Origin of the sequence: Micromonospora sp. NPDC047762 (assembly GCF_043204655.1) — a bacterium.
Taxonomy (GTDB): Bacteria; Actinomycetota; Actinomycetes; order Mycobacteriales; family Micromonosporaceae; genus Micromonospora.
The window spans coordinates 1-17274 of the sequence record NZ_JBIDCQ010000018.1; the positions used below are offsets into that span (position 1 = coordinate 1).

At 70.9% G+C, this 17274-nt stretch carries 17 protein-coding genes; 3 read left to right on the forward strand and 14 right to left on the reverse strand.

Translation table 11 applies throughout. The annotated features are described in order from the left end of the window. Nucleotides 1-106: 106 nt before the first annotated feature. Nucleotides 107-808, reverse strand: a complete 702-nt coding sequence (locus tag ACGF3C_RS33015) for a DedA family protein (protein WP_357235082.1) — start codon at nt 806-808, stop codon at nt 107-109. Nucleotides 809-923: 115 nt separating this feature from the next. Further along, nucleotides 924-1283 carry a glyoxalase gene (locus tag ACGF3C_RS33020; RefSeq protein ID WP_357207433.1) on the reverse strand — a complete coding sequence of 120 codons (360 nt, stop codon included), beginning with the start codon at nt 1281-1283 and terminating at the stop codon, nt 924-926. A 159-nt stretch (nt 1284-1442) separates the two neighbouring features. On the opposite strand from ACGF3C_RS33020, the gene ACGF3C_RS33025 reads away from it, so the two are divergent. Further along, nucleotides 1443-4295: an aconitate hydratase gene (locus ACGF3C_RS33025; protein WP_393227693.1), complete on the forward strand. Its 2853-nt coding sequence runs from the start codon at nt 1443-1445 to the stop codon at nt 4293-4295. A gap of 72 nt (nt 4296-4367) precedes the next feature. On the opposite strand, the gene ACGF3C_RS33030 is transcribed toward ACGF3C_RS33025, so the two are convergent. Then, on the reverse strand, nt 4368-4583 hold the full coding sequence (locus ACGF3C_RS33030; RefSeq protein ID WP_357228595.1) for a hypothetical protein: 216 nt from the start codon (nt 4581-4583) through the stop codon (nt 4368-4370). On the opposite strand from ACGF3C_RS33030, the gene ACGF3C_RS33035 reads away from it, so the two are divergent. Next, nucleotides 4584-4757 (forward strand): DUF397 domain-containing protein, encoded by a 174-nt coding sequence (locus ACGF3C_RS33035; RefSeq protein ID WP_357228592.1) that lies wholly within the window; start codon nt 4584-4586, stop codon nt 4755-4757. 263 nt (nt 4758-5020) lie between these two features. On the opposite strand, the gene ACGF3C_RS33040 is transcribed toward ACGF3C_RS33035, so the two are convergent. From ACGF3C_RS33040 to ACGF3C_RS33080, 9 genes are all read right to left on the reverse strand, one after another. Beyond that, nucleotides 5021-6277 carry an RNA polymerase sigma factor gene (locus ACGF3C_RS33040; protein WP_393227696.1) on the reverse strand — a complete coding sequence of 419 codons (1257 nt, stop codon included), beginning with the start codon at nt 6275-6277 and terminating at the stop codon, nt 5021-5023. A 5-nt stretch (nt 6278-6282) separates the two neighbouring features. Then, entirely contained in the window at nt 6283-6618 is a 336-nt protein-coding gene (locus tag ACGF3C_RS33045; RefSeq protein WP_387354257.1) for a YciI family protein, read from the reverse strand. Nucleotides 6619-6704: 86 nt separating this feature from the next. Next, on the reverse strand, nt 6705-7316 hold the full coding sequence (locus tag ACGF3C_RS33050) for an ATP/GTP-binding protein (protein ID WP_355009975.1): 612 nt from the start codon (nt 7314-7316) through the stop codon (nt 6705-6707). After that, nucleotides 7297-7683 (reverse strand): DUF742 domain-containing protein, encoded by a 387-nt coding sequence (locus ACGF3C_RS33055; protein WP_030337267.1) that lies wholly within the window; start codon nt 7681-7683, stop codon nt 7297-7299. The genes ACGF3C_RS33050 and ACGF3C_RS33055 overlap by 20 nt, the downstream gene beginning before the upstream one ends. A gap of 5 nt (nt 7684-7688) precedes the next feature. Further along, on the reverse strand, nt 7689-8111 hold the full coding sequence (locus ACGF3C_RS33060; protein ID WP_091403761.1) for a roadblock/LC7 domain-containing protein: 423 nt from the start codon (nt 8109-8111) through the stop codon (nt 7689-7691). Nucleotides 8112-8192: 81 nt separating this feature from the next. Beyond that, nucleotides 8193-10754: a nitrate- and nitrite sensing domain-containing protein gene (locus ACGF3C_RS33065; RefSeq protein ID WP_393227700.1), complete on the reverse strand. Its 2562-nt coding sequence runs from the start codon at nt 10752-10754 to the stop codon at nt 8193-8195. A gap of 124 nt (nt 10755-10878) precedes the next feature. Next, on the reverse strand, nt 10879-12495 hold the full coding sequence (locus tag ACGF3C_RS33070; protein ID WP_393227703.1) for a prenyltransferase/squalene oxidase repeat-containing protein: 1617 nt from the start codon (nt 12493-12495) through the stop codon (nt 10879-10881). After that, nucleotides 12488-13405: a terpene synthase family protein gene (locus ACGF3C_RS33075; protein ID WP_357204175.1), complete on the reverse strand. Its 918-nt coding sequence runs from the start codon at nt 13403-13405 to the stop codon at nt 12488-12490. The genes ACGF3C_RS33070 and ACGF3C_RS33075 overlap by 8 nt, the downstream gene beginning before the upstream one ends. Continuing rightward, nucleotides 13402-14739 carry a cytochrome P450 gene (locus ACGF3C_RS33080; RefSeq protein ID WP_393227745.1) on the reverse strand — a complete coding sequence of 446 codons (1338 nt, stop codon included), beginning with the start codon at nt 14737-14739 and terminating at the stop codon, nt 13402-13404. The genes ACGF3C_RS33075 and ACGF3C_RS33080 overlap by 4 nt, the downstream gene beginning before the upstream one ends. Nucleotides 14740-15181: 442 nt before the next feature. Between ACGF3C_RS33080 and ACGF3C_RS33085 the strand changes: the two genes are divergently transcribed. Next, entirely contained in the window at nt 15182-15430 is a 249-nt protein-coding gene (locus tag ACGF3C_RS33085; protein ID WP_357228581.1) for a DUF2630 family protein, read from the forward strand. Between the two features lie 44 nt (nt 15431-15474). On the opposite strand, the gene ACGF3C_RS33090 is transcribed toward ACGF3C_RS33085, so the two are convergent. Together ACGF3C_RS33090 and ACGF3C_RS33095 are read right to left on the reverse strand one after the other, a co-directional pair. Further along, complete coding sequence (locus tag ACGF3C_RS33090; protein WP_393227707.1) at nt 15475-16407, reverse strand: serine protein kinase RIO; 933 nt, start codon at nt 16405-16407, stop codon at nt 15475-15477. A gap of 212 nt (nt 16408-16619) precedes the next feature. Further along, nucleotides 16620-17264: an HAD family hydrolase gene (locus tag ACGF3C_RS33095; RefSeq protein ID WP_393227710.1), complete on the reverse strand. Its 645-nt coding sequence runs from the start codon at nt 17262-17264 to the stop codon at nt 16620-16622. Nucleotides 17265-17274 lie beyond the last annotated feature (10 nt).

Below are 17274 nucleotides of genomic sequence, written 5' to 3' on the forward strand. Positions count from 1 at the left end.
GGATCGCCACCCGCGGCTACGCCACCAGCTGACCCAACCCGAACCACATGACCGAAGGGCCGGACCCCACCACGGGGCCCGGCCCTTCGGCATGATCAGTCAAAGATCAGTGCTCGGTGCCCGCGCGGACCGGATCGACGTCAGAGGCCACCGCAGGCGACTGACCGTCGGAGGCCACCTCCACGCCGGACGCGCTGTCGGTCGACGTGACGCGGTGGGCGCGGCGGCGCAGCCACCAGGTGCTGCCGAGCCCGGCGAGCACCGCGAGGACCAACCCGGCCCAGGAGATGTCCTTCAGCCAGTGTTCGGCCGCCTTGCCGACCGAGTAGAGCAGGTACGTCGTGCCGAAGGCCCAGACCAACCCGCCGGCCGCGTTCGCCAGGAGGAAGCGGCGGTACGGCACGTGCAGCGCACCGGCGAGCGGCCCGGCGAGGATCCGCAGCAGTGCCACGAACCGACCGAAGAAGACCGCCCAGACGCCGTGCCGCGCGAAGCTCTGTTCGGCACGGGCGAGTTGCGCCGGGCCCAGGTGCTTGGGGAACCGTCTGCCCAGTCGAGCGAGGAGGGGGCGACCGCCGCGTCGGCCGACGGCGTACCCGACGGAGTCGCCGACGATGGCGCCGAACGCCGCGGCGCTGGCCACCCACTCCGGCTCCACCACTCCGGTGGCGGCGAGCAGGGCGGAGCTGACGAGCACGATCTCTCCGGGCAGCGGGACGCCCATGCTCTCGACGCCGATCACGCCGGCGACGATGAGGTAGACCACGCCCGGAGGCAGGGCCGAGAGCCAGTGCTGGACGTCGACCACTCGGCACCCCTTCCGATCCGGCCTCCGACCCTACCCTGGGACCTGGTGAACCGGCGTGCTCGCGGACACCGCCCAGCCGCCATTCAGGCTCAGCCGCGGGAGTCGAGGGCTGGCGTCAGCCGGCGAGCGGGGCGACGAACTCCAGCCGGTTGCCGTGCGGGTCGTGAGTATGGAAGCGGCGCATCCCGGGCAGTTCGTCGTCACCCCAGACGACGTCGTACCCGGCGTCGAGCAGCCGGCCGGCAAGCATGTCGAGGTCGGGGCGGAGCAGGGCAGGGTGTGCCTTGCGGGCGGGGCGGAAGTCGTCTTCGACGCCCAGGTGCAGTTCGGCGTCGTACCCGATGAACCAGCAACCGCCGCGGGCGGCGAGGGCCGGGGGTTTGGGTTTCTCGACCAGGCCGAGCAGGCCAGCGTAGAAGGCGCGCGAGACCTCCTCGGTGCCGCGCGGACAGGCCAGCAGTACGTGGTGGATCATTGCGGTACCTCCTGTCTCGAACCCTGGCACTCGCTTGCACATATAGCAAGACGGACGTACGGTTTTGTTGGAAGCGGATTCGGGCGGTAAGTGTCACCTAACCTCGGCGGCACCCCGGCCGGTGCGACAGACTGCTCAGGACTACTCACGGTCGCTGGTGTGAAGGAGTACGACGTGGCGAGCCTCGACACCTTCGGTGCGAAGACCCAGCTACGCGTCGGAGACGCGAGCTACGAGATTTTCAAGATCGACAAGGTGGACGGCCACGCGCGGTTGCCGTACAGCCTGAAGATCCTGCTGGAGAACCTGCTGCGGACCGAGGACGGCGCGAACATCACCGCCGACCACATCCGCCAGCTCGGCGGGTGGGACTCCACCGCCGCCCCGAGCGTGGAGATCCAGTTCACCCCGGCGCGGGTCCTGATGCAGGACTTCACCGGCGTGCCCTGCGTGGTCGACCTGGCCACCATGCGCGAGGCAGTACGTGACCTGGGCGGCGACGCCACCAAGGTCAACCCCCTCGCCCCGGCCGAGCTGGTCATCGACCACTCGGTCATTGCCGACCTGTTCGGCCGCGAGGACGCGTTCGCCCGCAACGTCGAGCTGGAGTACGAGCGCAACAAGGAGCGCTACCAGTTCCTGCGCTGGGGTCAGACCGCGTTCAACGAGTTCAAGGTCGTCCCGCCGGGCACCGGCATCGTGCACCAGGTCAACATCGAGTACCTGGCCCGCACCATCATGGAGCGCAACGGCCAGGCGTACCCGGACACGGTGGTCGGCACCGACTCGCACACCACGATGGTCAACGGCCTGGGCGTGCTGGGCTGGGGCGTCGGCGGCATCGAGGCCGAGGCCGCGATGCTCGGCCAGCCGGTCAGCATGCTGATCCCCCGGGTGGTGGGTTTCAAGCTCTCCGGTGAGATGCCGGCCGGCACCACCGCCACCGACCTGGTGCTGACCATCACCGAGATGCTGCGCAAGCACGGTGTCGTTGGCAAGTTCGTCGAGTTCTACGGCCCCGGCGTGAGCGCGGTGCCGCTGGCCAACCGCGCCACCATCGGCAACATGTCCCCGGAGTACGGCTCCACCGTGGCGATCTTCCCGATCGACGCGGAGACGATCCGCTACCTGGAGCTGACCGGCCGGGACGCCGCGCAGGTCGCGCTCGTCGAGGCGTACGCCAAGGAGCAGGGTCTCTGGCACGACCCGGACGCCGAGCCGGACTACTCCGAGCGCCTGGAGCTGGATCTCGGCACCATCGAGCCGTCGCTCGCCGGCCCGAAGCGCCCGCAGGACCGGGTGCCGCTGGGCAGCGCCAAGACGCTGTTCCGCTCCGCGTTGACCGACTACGTGGCCGACGACTCCGTCGGTGAGCGCGACCTCAAGCCGGGTGTCCCCCGCGAGGAGCTGCCGCGCGGCGCCAACGGCCCGGCCGACGAGGCCAGCGCCGAGTCCTTCCCGGCCAGCGACCCGCCGGCCAACGAGTTCAGCGACCCGGCCGACGAGCCGCGTGACCTGGAGACCGCGGCGGTTGGCGCGGGCGGCCGGGCCAGCAACCCGGTCCGGGTCACGGGCAGCGACGGCGTGGAGTACGAGCTGGACCACGGCGCAGTGGTGATCGCCGCGATCACCTCCTGCACCAACACGTCCAACCCGCAGGTGATGATCGGTGCCGCGCTGCTGGCCCGCAACGCGGTGGAGAAGGGCCTGTCCCGCAAGCCGTGGGTGAAGACCACCCTGGCGCCCGGGTCGAAGGTCGTCATGGACTACTACGAGCGCGCCGGCCTCACCCCGTACCTGGACAAGCTCGGCTTCAACCTGGTCGGCTACGGCTGCACCACGTGCATCGGCAACTCGGGCCCGCTGCCCGAGGAGGTGTCCGCTGCGGTCAACGAGCACGACCTGTCGGTCGTCTCGGTGCTCTCGGGCAACCGGAACTTCGAGGGCCGGATCAACCCGGACGTCAAGATGAACTACCTGGCGTCGCCGCCGCTGGTGGTCGCCTACGCCCTGGCCGGCACCATGGACATCGACCTGGCCAACGAGCCGATCGGTGAGGACTCCGAGGGCAACCCGGTCTACCTGCGCGAGATCTGGCCGAACAGCGCCGAGATCCAGGACGTCATCGCCCAGGCGATCGGCGCCACCGGTTTCAGCGCCGCGTACGCCGATGTCTTCGCCGGCGACGAGCGGTGGCAGTCGCTGCCGACCCCGACCGGCGACACCTTCGCCTGGGAGAACGACTCCACCTACGTGCGTAAGCCCCCGTACTTCGAGGGCATGCAGCAGGAGCCGAGCCCGGTCGTCGACATCTCCGCCGCACGGGTGCTGGCCAAGCTGGGTGACTCGGTGACCACCGACCACATCTCGCCGGCCGGCGCGATCAAGGCGGACTCCCCGGCCGGCACGTACCTGGCCGAGCACGGTGTGCCGCGCCACGAGTTCAACTCGTACGGTTCCCGCCGGGGCAACCACGAGGTGATGATCCGGGGCACGTTCGCCAACATCCGGCTGCGCAACCAGCTGGTGCCCGGGGTGGAGGGTGGCTTCACCGTCAACCACCTCACCGGCGAGCAGACCTCGATCTACGACGCCTCGATGGCCTACCAGGAGGCTGGCATCCCGCTGGTCATCCTGGCCGGCAAGGAGTACGGCTCGGGCTCGTCGCGGGACTGGGCGGCCAAGGGCACGATGCTGCTGGGCGTCCGGGCGGTCATCGCCGAGTCGTACGAGCGGATCCACCGCTCCAACCTGATCGGGATGGGCGTACTGCCGCTCCAGTTCCCGGTGGACGTCACCGCCGAGTCGCTCGGCCTGACCGGCACCGAGACGTTCACCATCACCGGGGTGACCGCCCTGAACGACGGTGATACCCCGCGCACCGTGCAGGTCAGCACCGACACCGGCGTGGAGTTCGACGCCGTGGTGCGGATCGACACCCCCGGTGAGGCGGACTACTACCGGCACGGCGGCATCCTGCAGTACGTGCTGCGCCGCATGATCGCTAACTGACGTCGTACGGCTGGTGAAGGCCGCTCCCGCTCCGGCGGGGGCGGCCTTCACCGTTCCAGGCGAGGGATGCTGTCAGAGCGTCCGTAGTCGCTCGGCTACCGCGTCATCCACGGCGCGGCACGCGTAACCCCGTAACCGCCGTCGCAGGGTGGTCGCCCGAAGCGCGTCTCGCGCGGCAGCCCGCAACACTGCACTGTCAGAGGCCACAGCCTCATCGACCTCGGCGAAGAGACTCTCGACCTGACGCATGTCGTAACCGCGCAGAGTAACCACGAACGGCAGTGCCATGTGGCCACCATATCGATCGCCGCCTGCGCCGACAGGGGTGACTGCTCAGCGCAGCCGCAGCGCGACAGCGCGGGCCTCCTCGTCGTACGCGACTCGAAGGACCCGGCAGGTCCGGCGCTCGCCTTCGACAGGACGGCCTGGACCAGGTTCGTGGCAATGGCCAAGCGCTGCTGACCCTCCCCGCGGTCGTGTGTCGAGCGACAGATCGCGCCGATCTTGCAGTTTCGGTCGTCGACATGAGCGGTTCTGTCCCTTGTGTCGGGACAGAAAATGCAAGATCGCGAAGCGGGGACAGACCCGGTCCGTCGATCATGGAGTGGTGGTGCCTGGTTTGGCGGTTCACGGGGGCTTTGTCGCCCACCACAACTCCATGATCGGCGAGGCGGTGCCGGTTCAGATGACCGACGTACCGCTCCTGGTGCCGTGCGGCCGCTCCGCTACCGGTCGAGTTCGTCGGCCCGGTCCAGCAGCGCACGGCGCTCGGCGGTCGAGCCCACCGCTGCCGCCGCCTCCCGGAACAGTCCTGCCGCGCGTCTCCGGTCGCCCTGCCGGGCCACCAGATCGGCCTGCACCGCCGCGGCGAGCGGATGGTCGTCCAGCCCGCCCCCGGCGCGGGCCGCGTCGAGGACTACCAACCCGGCGACCGGCCCGTACGCGTAGCCGTGCGCTACCGCGCGGTTAAGCGCGATCACCGGTGAGGGGCGCAGGTCGGCGAGCGCGTCGTAGGCCCGCGCGATCGTCTGCCAGTCGGTCTCGTCGGCCGAGGCGGCGGTGGCGTGGCTGGCGGCGATCCGGGCCTGCCACGCGTACGGCCCGTCCTGGCGTACCCGATCGAGGGCGGCCAGGCCCTCGGCGATGGCGGCGCGGTCCCACCGGTCGCGGTCCTGCCGTTGCAGGGTGAGCAGGTTGCCGGCGGCGTCGCGGCGGGCGTCCCGACGGGAGTGTTGCAACAGCAGCAGCGCCAGCAGCGCGGCGACCTCGGACTGGTGTGGCATCAGCTGGTCGAGCAGCCGGGCCAGCCGGACCGCCTCGTCGGCGAAGGCCGGTTCGCCGTCGGCGACGTAACCCCTGGTGAACAGCAGGTACAGCACGGCGAGGACGCCGGGCAGCCGCTCGGTCAGCGCCGGCCCGCTCGGCACCCGGTACGGAATGCCAGCCTGGGCGATGCGGTTGCGCGCCCGCGTCAACCGGCGGGTCATCGTCGACTCGCTGACCAGCAGCAGGCGGGCGATGTCAGCGGTGGGCACGCCGCAGACCGTCCGCAGCGTCAACGCCACCCGGGCCTCGATCGCGAGCGCCGGATGGCAGCAGGTGAAGATGAGACGCAACCGGTCGTCCACCACGTCCTGCCCCACCTCGGGCTCGGGCTGCGCGTCATCGGGCGTGAGCAACGCCAGGTCGTGCAGCTTGCGCCGCTCCACTGTGGCCCGGCGCAGCACGTCGATCGCCCGGTTGCGCGCCACGGTCATGAGCCAGCCGCCCGGGTTGCCCGGCACACCGTCGGTGGGCCAACGTTCCAGCGCGACGGTCAACGACTCCTGGGCGCAGTCCTCGGCCAACGCCCAGTCCCCGGTGACCCGGATGAGGGTCGCGACGATCCGGGGGTACGCCTCGACGCCGGCGACCGCGACGGCCTCCGCCGCCGCGACGGACGGTGCCGGGTTGCGCACCGGCCGGCGCGGCGGGGTGGACAACCTCGTCAGTCGGACAGGTCCGCGAACGGACGCAGTTCCAGTCGCCCCTCACGGGCCATCGGGTGGGTGCGGGCCACCTCGATCGCCTCGTCCAGGTCGGCGCAGTCGAGCAGGTCGAAGCCCACGATCACCTCGGCGGTCTCCGCGAACGGCCCTTCGGAGACGAGCAGCTCGCCGTCGCGAACGCGGACGGTGGTGGCCGCGCTGGTCGGCCCCAGTACGTTGCCGGTCAGGCGGCGGCCACGAGAGTCGTTCTCCGCCACCCACTTGTCGATGTCGGGAAGCTCGGTGGGGTCGGTGTCCGGCTCGGTGTCGCTGCAAACGAACATCATGTACTTCATCTGATCGCTCCCTTGTTTTCTCGGGGTGTCGCCAGCATGACGATCGGCCGGGAGCGTTCCGGACACCCTCCCCCGAAAAATTCCGGTCAGTCTCCGCTGGCGGCGCGGCGGCGGGCCTCGCGGGTCTTCATGGCGTGCTCCATCAGCGTGACGAGCACCTCCTTGCTGGACTCACGCTGCCGGGCGTCGCAGAGCAGCACCGGCACACCCGGGTCCAGGTTCAGCGCGGCCTGAACCTCGTCGAGCCGGTACTTCCGGGCGTCCTGGAAGCAGTTCACCGCCACCACGAAGGGCGTGCCCCGACCCTCGAAGTAGTCGATCGAGGGGAAGCAGTCGGCGAGCCGGCGGGTGTCGGCCAGCACCACCGCGCCGATCGCCCCCAACGCCAACTCGTCCCAGACGAACCAGAACCGGTCCTGCCCCGGCGTACCGAACAGGTACAGCACCAGGTCATCGCTGATGGTGATCCGGCCGAAGTCCATGGCCACGGTGGTGGTGGTCTTGCTCTCCACCCCGGACAGGTCGTCGATGCCGACCCCCGACTCCGTCAGCACCTCCTCGGTGCGCAACGGCCGGGTTTCGCTGACCGCGCCGACCATCGTCGTCTTGCCCACGCCGAAGCCGCCCGCGACCAGGATCTTGATCGCGGTGGGCAGTGGCGTCGCTCCCGCCGGCCGGTCAGAGTGCCCGTAGTCCATTGATTACCGCCTCGAAGATGCTGTTGTCGGGAAGACCGGCCGTGGTCTGCGGCTCGCGGACCTGCACCAGGCTGCGGGCCGCCAGATCACCGAGGAGCACCCTGATGGTGCCCACCGGCAGGTCGAGATGAGCGGCGATCTCGGCGACGGACTGTATGCGTTGGCACAGCCCGACGATCGCCAAGTGCTCGGGACCGAGACCGACCTCGGGCGTGACCTCGGCTCGAGTCGCCGTGACCAGGGAGATCAGGTCGAACGTGCCGGTGACCGGGCGGGCCCGACCACGCGTCACCGCGTACGGACGCACCACCGGGCCCGCGTGGTCATCCACCCACTGATGGTCTGCGGACTCCCCCTGGACCGTCATCGCCGCTACCTCTCGCCGACCTGCTGATCAGTGCCGCGCGACGGTGATGCGACGTACTTGCCGACCCGGGTGACCAGCATCGCCATCTCGTAGGCGATCAGGCCGACGTCGGCGTCCTCGCTGGCCAGTACCGCCAGGCAGGCGTTGCGGCCCGCCGCGGTGACGAACAGGAACGACGACTGCATCTCGATGATGGTCTGCTGCACCTGCCCGCCACCGAAACGCTTGCCGGCGCCCCGCGCGAGGCTCTGGATGCCAGCCGCCATCGCAGCGAGGTGCTCGCCGTCGTCCCGGCTCAACCCCTGCGAGGAGGCCATCAGGAGGCCGTCGGTGGAGAGCGCGACCGCGTGTTCGGCCTGCTTCACCCGGCCCACCAGGTCATCCAGCAACCACGTCAGGTCGGCGCTCGAAGCCGTCTTCTGGGTCACTTCGTCGTCCTCTTCTCGCCCGGCTGTGCGCCGTTGTTCGTCTGGGGCTCGACCGTCACACCGCGCGTCGTCGGTGCTCGGTCAGGTCGCTTGTGGATCCTCGTCGGCCGGCTCGGACGGCGTCGTCGTCACCGGTGCGCCGGAGGCGCCGCCGAGCAGCCGCGCCGCGTCGGTCCGCCCACGCCTGGTGCCGGTCTGGTAGGAGCTCATCATCCGGCGAACCTGCTCCGGTGGGCGCACCACATCCTCGTCGTCGGTTTCGGACACCGCCGGGTCGTCTCGCAACTCGGGAACGATGTTCGCCTGTCGGACCCGGACGGGCAGGCCGGAGTCGGTCCGCTCCGCATCGGCGCTGGCGGGCGCCGGCCCACCGTCGCCGGCCGGGGCCGCCTCTTCGCCGGGGGTCTCCGGGCGGGTGGTGTCGACAGCGGGCAGCCCGGTGGGCACTGTCGGGGCTTCCAAGGCTGGCTGAGCGGGCCCGCGCCGGGCGCGGGTGGGCAGGTCGGGGGCGCTGGTTGCCGGGGTGGTCCGCTGTCGGGTGGGGAGAACGGTTTCCGCCTCGGTCTCCCCGTCCGTCGTCGGCGCGGTGGCGTCGGCTGGATTCGGCGCCGCCGAGGTCACCGCCACCTCCGACGTGGTGGTCGTCGGTGCGGCGAGCGCGACCGGTGCGAGGGGGGTCGTACGGCCGGTGTCCGTGGCGGGTGCCGGCGGCATCGGGATGGCCGAGCCGGTCCGGAACGAGCCGGAGTCCTCCGGGGAGGCGTCGGCCTCGGTGACCAGCTCCAGCGGGATCAGCACGACAGCGGTGGTGCCGCCGTACGCGGACTCCTTGAGCCGTACCCGCACGCCGTGCCGTTCGGTCAGCCGGCTCACCACGTAGAGCCCGAGGCGGGCGGCGTTGGCGAGGTTCAGCTCGGACTGGTCGACGATCCGGTGGTTCGCCGCGGCCAGGTCCTCCTCACTCATGCCGAGGCCACGGTCCTCGATCTCGATGGCGAAGCCGTTGGAGACCAGTTGACCGCGGACCTCGACCGTCGTGTGGGGCGGGGAGAACGACAGGCCGTTCTCGATCAGCTCGGCGAGCAGGTGGATGACGTCGCCGACCGCGCGGCCGGCGAGCGAGACAGGACCGAGCGGCAGCACGTTGACCCGGGTGTAGTCCTCCACCTCGGCCACGGCGCCGCGCACCACGTCGACCATCGGGACGTTGCGCCGCCAGGCCCGACCAGGGGTGGAGCCGGAGAGCACGATCAGGTTTTCCGCGTTGCGCCGCATCCGGGTGGCGAGGTGGTCGACCCGGAACAGGTCCTCCAGCTCCTCCGCGTCGTGCTCGCGGCGTTCCATCGCGTCGAGCAGGGTGAGCTGACGGTGGACGAGCGCCTGCGTGCGTCGGGCCAGGCTCAGGAAGACCTCGCGGACGTTGCGACGCAGGTCGGCCTGCTCGACGGCGGTGCGCAGGGCGGTCTCCTGAACGGCGTTGAACGCCTTGCCGACCTGACCGATCTCGTCGGTGCCGAACTCCAGCGGGGGCGCCTCGGTGGCCACGTCGACCTCCTCGCCGCGCCCGAGCCGGTCCACCACCCGGGGGAGCCGCTCGTCGGCGAGCTGCCAGGCGGCCTGTCGCAGCCGCTCCAGCTGGCGCAGCAGGTTCCGCGCGGTGGTGATGGAGATGACGACGGAGGCGATGACGGCGAGCAGGCCCAGACCGGTGGCGAGCACCAGCCGGACGACGACCATCACGGCGACGCCGGTGGCCCGGTCCACGATGCCCTCACCGCCGTCGACCACGACGTCGTTGATCTCGGCCAGCGCGGGTTCCACGGTGCCGCGCCACTGCTCGGCGCCGACCGGTAGCTGCGTCGACGGCCGGCCCTCGCGGATGATGCTGTCCTGCACGGCGTGCAGTCGGGTGAACGCCTCACCCTCGACGAGCTGCTGGTAGCGGCGCTGGTCGGCGTCGGCGAGCCGGACCCGGGTCTCCTCACCGACGAACCGCTCCGCGCCGACCAGCGCGACGTAGCGGGCGTACTCGGCACCGCTCATCCGCCCGTTGCCGAAGAGGCCGCTGAGCAGTGCGTCCTCCTGCGAGACCAGCTCCTTCATCCGGTTGAGCTGGATGAGGGCGGCGGCCTCGCCGGCGATCTGCTTGTCGTCCAGGCTGCCTGTCACGTCGTAGATCTGGAAGATCGATTCGATCGCGCCGGTGTAGGCCTCGGCGGCGGCGATCCGATCGATCTTGCGGTCGAGCACCTCGGCACGCGTCTGCTTCAACGTGTCGACCTGGGCGATCGTCATACGGAGCTGATTGTCCAGTGCGGAGCTGCCGGCCATGTCGACCTGCCAGTTGCGCACCGAGTCGGCGAAGGCGCCGGCCAACTGCGTGGTCTTGCGGTGTTCGGCCTCAAGGGCCGTCCGCTGCGCGGCCTCGGGATTGCTCAGGTACGCCTGGGTCAACCGCCGCTCCACCTGGAGTTCCTGCAGCAGCGGCTCGCTCGGCGTGTAGACCTTGCTGTTGAGCAACTGGACACCGAGGAGATTGAAGCCGTCACGCAGGGTCACCCACGCCGCGAACATCCAGAGCGCGACCAGGGAGAGCAGCAGGGCGACAACCTTGGTGCGGATACTGGTACCGCGAGAGCGCATTGAACCGTCCCAGGCCGGGCGTTGACTCAGCTCATCAACGAATGATCAGAGGGGGCGACGTCCCACCACAGCGGGGCATCCGGGGCTGAGGCTCTGCGTACGCTAGCAGTGTCCACACAACCCCTCAAGTCGCTGTTTTTGTTGACTGGTAACCGCAATCCACCACCGATCGGTCCACGCCGGCGGCACGGATGCCGGCCAGTCGGCAGGCGGCGAGCACCGCTGCGCGAACGATGACTGTCGGACAGTACAGCTCCTTGCCGTACCACAGTGGAGGGTGCTCCCGCGCGGCGGATTCGTGCAGGTAGGCGTGCCCGCGCGCCACGGCCGCGTCGACCCGGGGCACCGTCGTCGGCACCGTCAACAGCACCTGGAGGGCGTACGCGGTCTCCTCGGCGGTGCCGTCCCACCGCCCCCACGAGCCGTCCGCGCGCTGGCTGTCCAGCACCCAGGCGGCTGCCCGATCCACCGCCTCGGCGGCAGCCGCGCCCCGCCCGAACTCGGCAAGTGCCAGGACGCAGCAGGCGGTGGCGTAGAACGGCGAGGCGTGCCACCTGTCCTGCCAGGCACCGTCCGCGCGTTGACGCCCGGTCAGCACCGCGCTCAGCCGGTCGACCGCCCGGTGGTAGCGACCGTCCGCGTCCGGGTACCGGCTCACGTACTGACCGAAGGCGTCCAGCACGTGGGCATTCGTGGTGACCGAGAAACCGTCCTCCCCCGGCCAGGTGCAGAAGCCGTCAGCCGTCTCGTACGCCCACAGGCTGGCCGGGTCCGCCGGACGGCCGAGTCGGGCCAACGCGTCGAGGGAGACCGCCGTGGTGTCCGCGTCGGTCGGCAGGCCGTCGCCGGTGGCGATGCCCTGGCCGGTGGTGGCAGCGGTCAGGCTCTCCAGGACCGAGGCCGGCGGGTCGATCGTGAACCCGGCCCGGTGCAGACCGCTCAGCACCCAGGCGCGCTCGAAGACGGTGATCGGTGCGGGGCAGGGCACCGGGCCACCTCCGTCGCGGATCAACGCCCGCAGGAAGGCGTACGCGGCGGGGCCGGCAGCCGGGCCGGCGACGCTCAGCCAGGCCGCGGTCGCGGCGGGTGAAGCGCCGACGGCGGTGAGCGTGGGGCCGGCGTCGGGGGGTGCCGCGTCCAGGATCTCGTAGAAGTGGGCCAACTTCGGCGGCAGCGCCGCTCCGGCGGCCACCGCGGACCGCACCGCGCGCAGCCGGTCCCGGTTCAGCCCGGCCGGGAGCGGCAGTGGCGCGCGGGCCAGTCGGTCGGCGGCGGCTCCTTTCAGCCCGGCGAGCCGGCCATTGATCGTGTCGACCAGCGCCGGAACGATGAGGTCCAGCGCGGGGGTGTCCGGCAGGGTCCGGGCGTCCGTGCGGAGCAGCGTGTCGACGAGCGCGCGGAGCCCACGGGCCACCGGGGCGAGCAGCTCCGTCCCGGCCCTGCCGTCGGACAACACGGCGAGCAGCGCGTCGGTGGCGCTCAGCGTCGGCACCAGGGCGTACCCCTCGGGTGGGCCCCACGCTCCGTCCGGGCGCTGGGTGCGCACCAGGAACGCGATCCGCTGGTGGTGCCCGGTCAGCCAGGGGGCGACGGCGACCAGCCGCCCCGTCTCGTACACGGACGCGGCGACCTCCCCCCACGGCCGCAGGCCGAGGCCGGCGACCAGCTCGCGGGCGGCGTCGGCGACCGGTTCGGTGGTCGTCGCCGCGTCGGCGAGGAAGCGGGTGCCACAGTCACTCATCGCGCAGTCCCCAGAAGTCCGACAGTTGGTAGAAGCCGCCGGTGAAGGAGATCTGCCGGTTGAGGTAGTCCGCCTGACGGGGGCACCGCTCGGCGAGGGCGGCCAGGTCACCCCGGGAGCGGGCGGTCAGCTCGGCCAGCCGGTCGTGCACCTGCGCCGGGTCGTCGACGAGCGAGAGGGCGTTCAGGTCACCCCACTCGGCGTCACGTGTCTGTGTGGCGAGGTCGTTGACCAACCGCAGCACCCGCTGCACGCCACGTCCGGCGTCCAGCAGGTCGGTCAACTGGGCAAGTGTCCGGTCGTCACCGGTCGCGATCCAGTGGGTGGCGTTGACGAAGGAGCAGGCCAGGTTGTCCGCGTTGTCCAGGTAGCGGTCCAGGTCCGGCAGGCGTCGCCCGGTGGTGGGGTCGGTCGGCAGGTTCTTCCAGTCCCACTCCCGCGCCACGGCGTCGAGCATCCGGGCCAACTCGTCACGCCAGATCGGGCGCCGCCGGGTGAACGCCGGCACGGTGGTCAGCTCGTCGCGCAGGTCGGCCAGCAGTCGGGCCAGGTGCCGCCCGGGTGGCGGCGCGGCACCGTCGGCCACCGCCAGGCAGTCATTCACGACCTCCCGGACGTCGTCCACGGACCGGGCGAGGTAGTCGACCTGCCAGTCGGCGGCGAAGACCCAGAGCAGGGTACGGGTGGTGATCCGCAGTTCGGCGGCGGTGTGCCACGGCGCGGTGAAGGCGATGGCCGTGGCCACCGAACTGAGCAGTGCCGGGTCGAACGGCGCGGCGTCGAACAGCTCGGGATGGGCGGCGGTGACGGTCTGAAGGTCGCGTACGCCCCGTACGGCGAGTGCGCACACCCGGCCCTGCTCGGCGACCGCGTCCTGACCGGCCCGCGCCGGTCGCGGGGTACCCGTCACGATGCGGCCGGGCGCTCGACCGGGGTGAGGATGAGTTCGGCCCGTTGCTTGGGTTGCAGCGAGGCGCCCATCCGGGGGGTGAGATCGACCGGTTCGCGCAGCCGGAAACGGTAGCGGCTCAGCACGGTGCTGACGATGAGCTGGGCCTCCAGCAGGAACAGGTACTGACCGAGGCACTGGTGCGGGCCCCCGCCGAACGGGAAGTAGGAGTAGCGGTAACGCCGCCGGGGCAGCTCCGGCGCGAACCGCTCGGGGTCGAAGAGTGTCGGGTCGGTCCAGAAGGTCGACATCCGCTGGGTCACGTACGGGCTGACCAGCACGGTGCCGCCGGCCTTGACCCGTACCCCGCCCAGCACGTCGTCGCCGACCGCGGTACGCGGGATCATCCAGCCGGCCGGATAGAGCCGCAGCATCTCGTCGAGCACCATCCGGCCGTAGCGCAGTTGGGGCAGGTGCTCGCGTCCGACCCGTTCGCCGCCGACCACCCGCTCGATCTCGTCGGTCATCCGCTCGGCCACGTCGGGCCGGAACCCGAGCACCGGCCAGAGCCAGGAGAGCAGGGCGATCGTGGTCTCGGTGGCGGTGGAGAACATCGCGACCACGTCGCCGCGGATCGCGTACTCGTCGGGTTCGCTGCCGTCGGCGCGCGGCCGGCAGAGCGTGGAGATGATGTCCTCGCCGTCGGTGGGATGGGCCCGGGCCTCCCGGATGATCGGCAGCACCACCTCGTCGATGGTGCGCACCGCCTCGCGGAAGCGCCGGTCGCCGGGCATCGGTACCGCGTACGGCACGACGGGCATCAGCAGTCGGGGGAGCATCGCGGTGGTGACGGTGTCCAGTGCGGCGCTGATCCGCAGCGCGTCGGGCACCGAGATCCGGTCGGCGAAGAGCACCCGCATTGTGGTGCGCAGGACGATCCGGGTCAGTTCGGCTCCGCCGTCGATCGGGCGACCGGCGCGAGCCGGTTCGAGCCACTCGTCGACCGCCTCGTTGATCGCCTCGGCCATCCTGTCGACGAGCATCTCGGCCCGCTTGGCGGTGAACAACGGTTGCAGCGCGCCTCGGCTGGATTCCCAGATCTCACCCTCGGCGACCAGGATGGCGTCGCCGACGATTCGGCGTACGGGGCGCCAGAGCAACCCGTCGCCGTCCCGGGTGTAGTTGGCAACGTTGTCCCGCAGAATGCGTTGCAGGTGCTCAGGGTGGCTGACGAGATAGGGGCGGAACGAGCCGAGGTTGAGTCGGACGACGTCACCGCCGGCGTCCTGCGCGAAGTCGACGAGTGCGCCCAGCGGATCGCGGGCCAGTGCCGGGAGAACGCGTCGTAACGGGATCGTCCGGGGCTCGGCGCTGACGGTGACGGGGCGCGTCTCGGACACCTGCGACATCGAACCACGTCTCCTCGTCGTCCCGACGACCGCGACTGTCCACTTCGGTCGGTCAGGTTGATGAAACTTTCACCTTATGGGCCGCCGGAAGCATCTCACCAAACGGAGGGCACCTCCAGACTTGCGGACAGCGCAATTTCCATCTAAGCGCACGTACAACCATCGATGTTCTACGTCGAGCAAATCCAGAATGGATATTCAGGAGTTGCACCCGCCGGGTGGCCGACCCCGCCACCACGACGGGCGGAAGCTGGCCGCATCCCGCCGGCCGGGCTGCCACCTCTCCGCCAGGGCGACGGAGGGCCGACCGATGCGGGTCGGTGATCCGGGACGCACCGGTACCCCCGAATCCGGGCGACGCCCGACACCCTGTGCCAGGCTCTGTGGCATGGACGACAAGACCATCCTGAACCGGATCTCCGAGCTGGTCGACGAGGAACACAAGCTGCGTGCCGACGCCCAGTCCCACGAGTCGGGCACCGAGGGCGAGGCCAGCGAGCGGCTGCGCGCCCTGGAGGAGTCCCTCGACCAGTGCTGGGACCTGCTACGCCGCCGACGGGCCGCCCGGGAGACCCACGGCGACCCGGACGCCCAGGGCGAACGCCCCAAGCCCGAGGTGGAGCGCTACCTGCAATAGCCGACGTGGCGGGTCGGGCGGTGCGGCCGCCCGACCCGCTCCGATCAGCGCAGGCCCGCCTCGTGCAGCAGCTCTCCGGTCAACATGCCCGGGTCCACCAGCTCGGCGGGGAGACCCCGGGCCGCGAACCAGGCGCCGACCACCCGCACATCGCGGGCCAGGAACTCCGGCCCCTGTGGGTTCGCCACCACGTCGACCACCTGCGGCAGGTCGATCACGACCAGTCGACCCTGGTGCACGAGCAGGTTGTACGGCGACAGGTCGCCATGCGCGTAGCCGGCCCGCGCCAGCACCCGCAGCGCCTCCACCAGTTGGGCCCACAGGTCACGCAGCTCGGTCGGGCCGGGTCGCAACTGGGCCAGTCGGGGTGCCGCCTCCCCCGACTCGGCGTCACCGACGAACTCCAGCATCAGCTCGGTGCCCCGCAACTGCACCGGGTACGGCACGGCGATGCGGTCGTGCCCGGCGCCGATCTCCCAGAGCCGGCTCAGCGCGGCGAACTCGGCTGCCGCCCACTGCCCGGCGATCATCTGCCGGCCGAACGCCGTCCGGCTGGCCATCGCCCGGTTCTCCCGGGACCGGCGCACCCGACGGCCCTCCAGGTAGCCGGCATCGCGGTGGAACAACCGGTGCTCGGGATCGCGGTAGCGTTTCACCGCGAGCAGACAGGACCGGTCGGTGTCCGGCACGGCCCGACGGACCAGGTGGACGTCCGCCTCCTTGCCGGTCTTCAACACACCCAGCTCGGTGTCCTTGGCGGCCAACTCGGTGACCAGCCAGGCGGGGTGCGGCTGTGGCCCGTGCACGGCGTCGTCCCAGGACGACCAGCGCTCGCCGGTGTCCGGGTCAGGTTCGCTGTCCGGGTCTGCGAGCGGCTCGGTGGGCCGCCCGCGCTTCAGAAACTGCTGTTCGTCGTCGTCGAAGCGGCTCTTGCCGCGGCTCCGGCGCTCAAGCGCCGGAAGGTCATGATCGCGCACTGTGGTGAGGTTCCCTTGGTCGAGGCTGAGATAGGCAGCTGGAAGCGACCTGCAAAGACGGCCATGACCCGCCTCCTCTCCTCGACCGGGCACACGCCCGGGATGCACCATGCGCGGACAATGCTCGTACGACCCAGTCGGCCGGTCAACCGAATTACCGGGCCGCCACCCGAACGACCGCTCGGACGTACGGCCGGCAGCGCGGAAGACCCTCAGTGGGCCAGGACGGTGGCGACCGCGGCGATCAACCCGTCCACGGTGCGGCTCGGCGCGAACCGGACGTCCGACCAGGTGCGCCCCCGGTGCAGCCAGACGCTGGGCAGCCCGACGGCGGCGGCCCCGCCGATGTCCGCCTCCGGGCTGTCGCCGATCACCCACGCCCCCCGCAGCGGCATCCGGACCCGCTGGGCGGCGAGCGCGAAGATTCTCGGGTTGGGCTTGCTGACGCCGGCCTCCTCGGAGATCACCCAGTCCGCGACGTACTGGTCCAGCCCGGTCCGGCGAATCTTGGCGTCCTCGACGCGTACGGTGCCGTTGCAGACCACCACCGGCACCCAGCCGGCGTCGTCGGCGATCCGCAGCGCGCAGGCGGTCAGCGGGTCGAGCCGGGTCTGCGCCACCACCCCGTCGTGCAGCTCCTCGACCAGGTCGATCGAGGGAATCCGCAGCTCGTAGCGGTCCCGGATGGCGTCGGCGAGGTCCCAGCGGTCGGTCAGACCGTCGGCGTCGATCGAGATCAGCCAGTCGATGTCGGTGTGGGGCGCGCCGATGCTGTCCAGGAAGCGCTCACCCCAGCGGCGGAACGGCCCGGCCCGATCCAGCAGGGTGTTGTCCAGGTCCAGCAGGAGCAGTGGCACTCGGGCACCC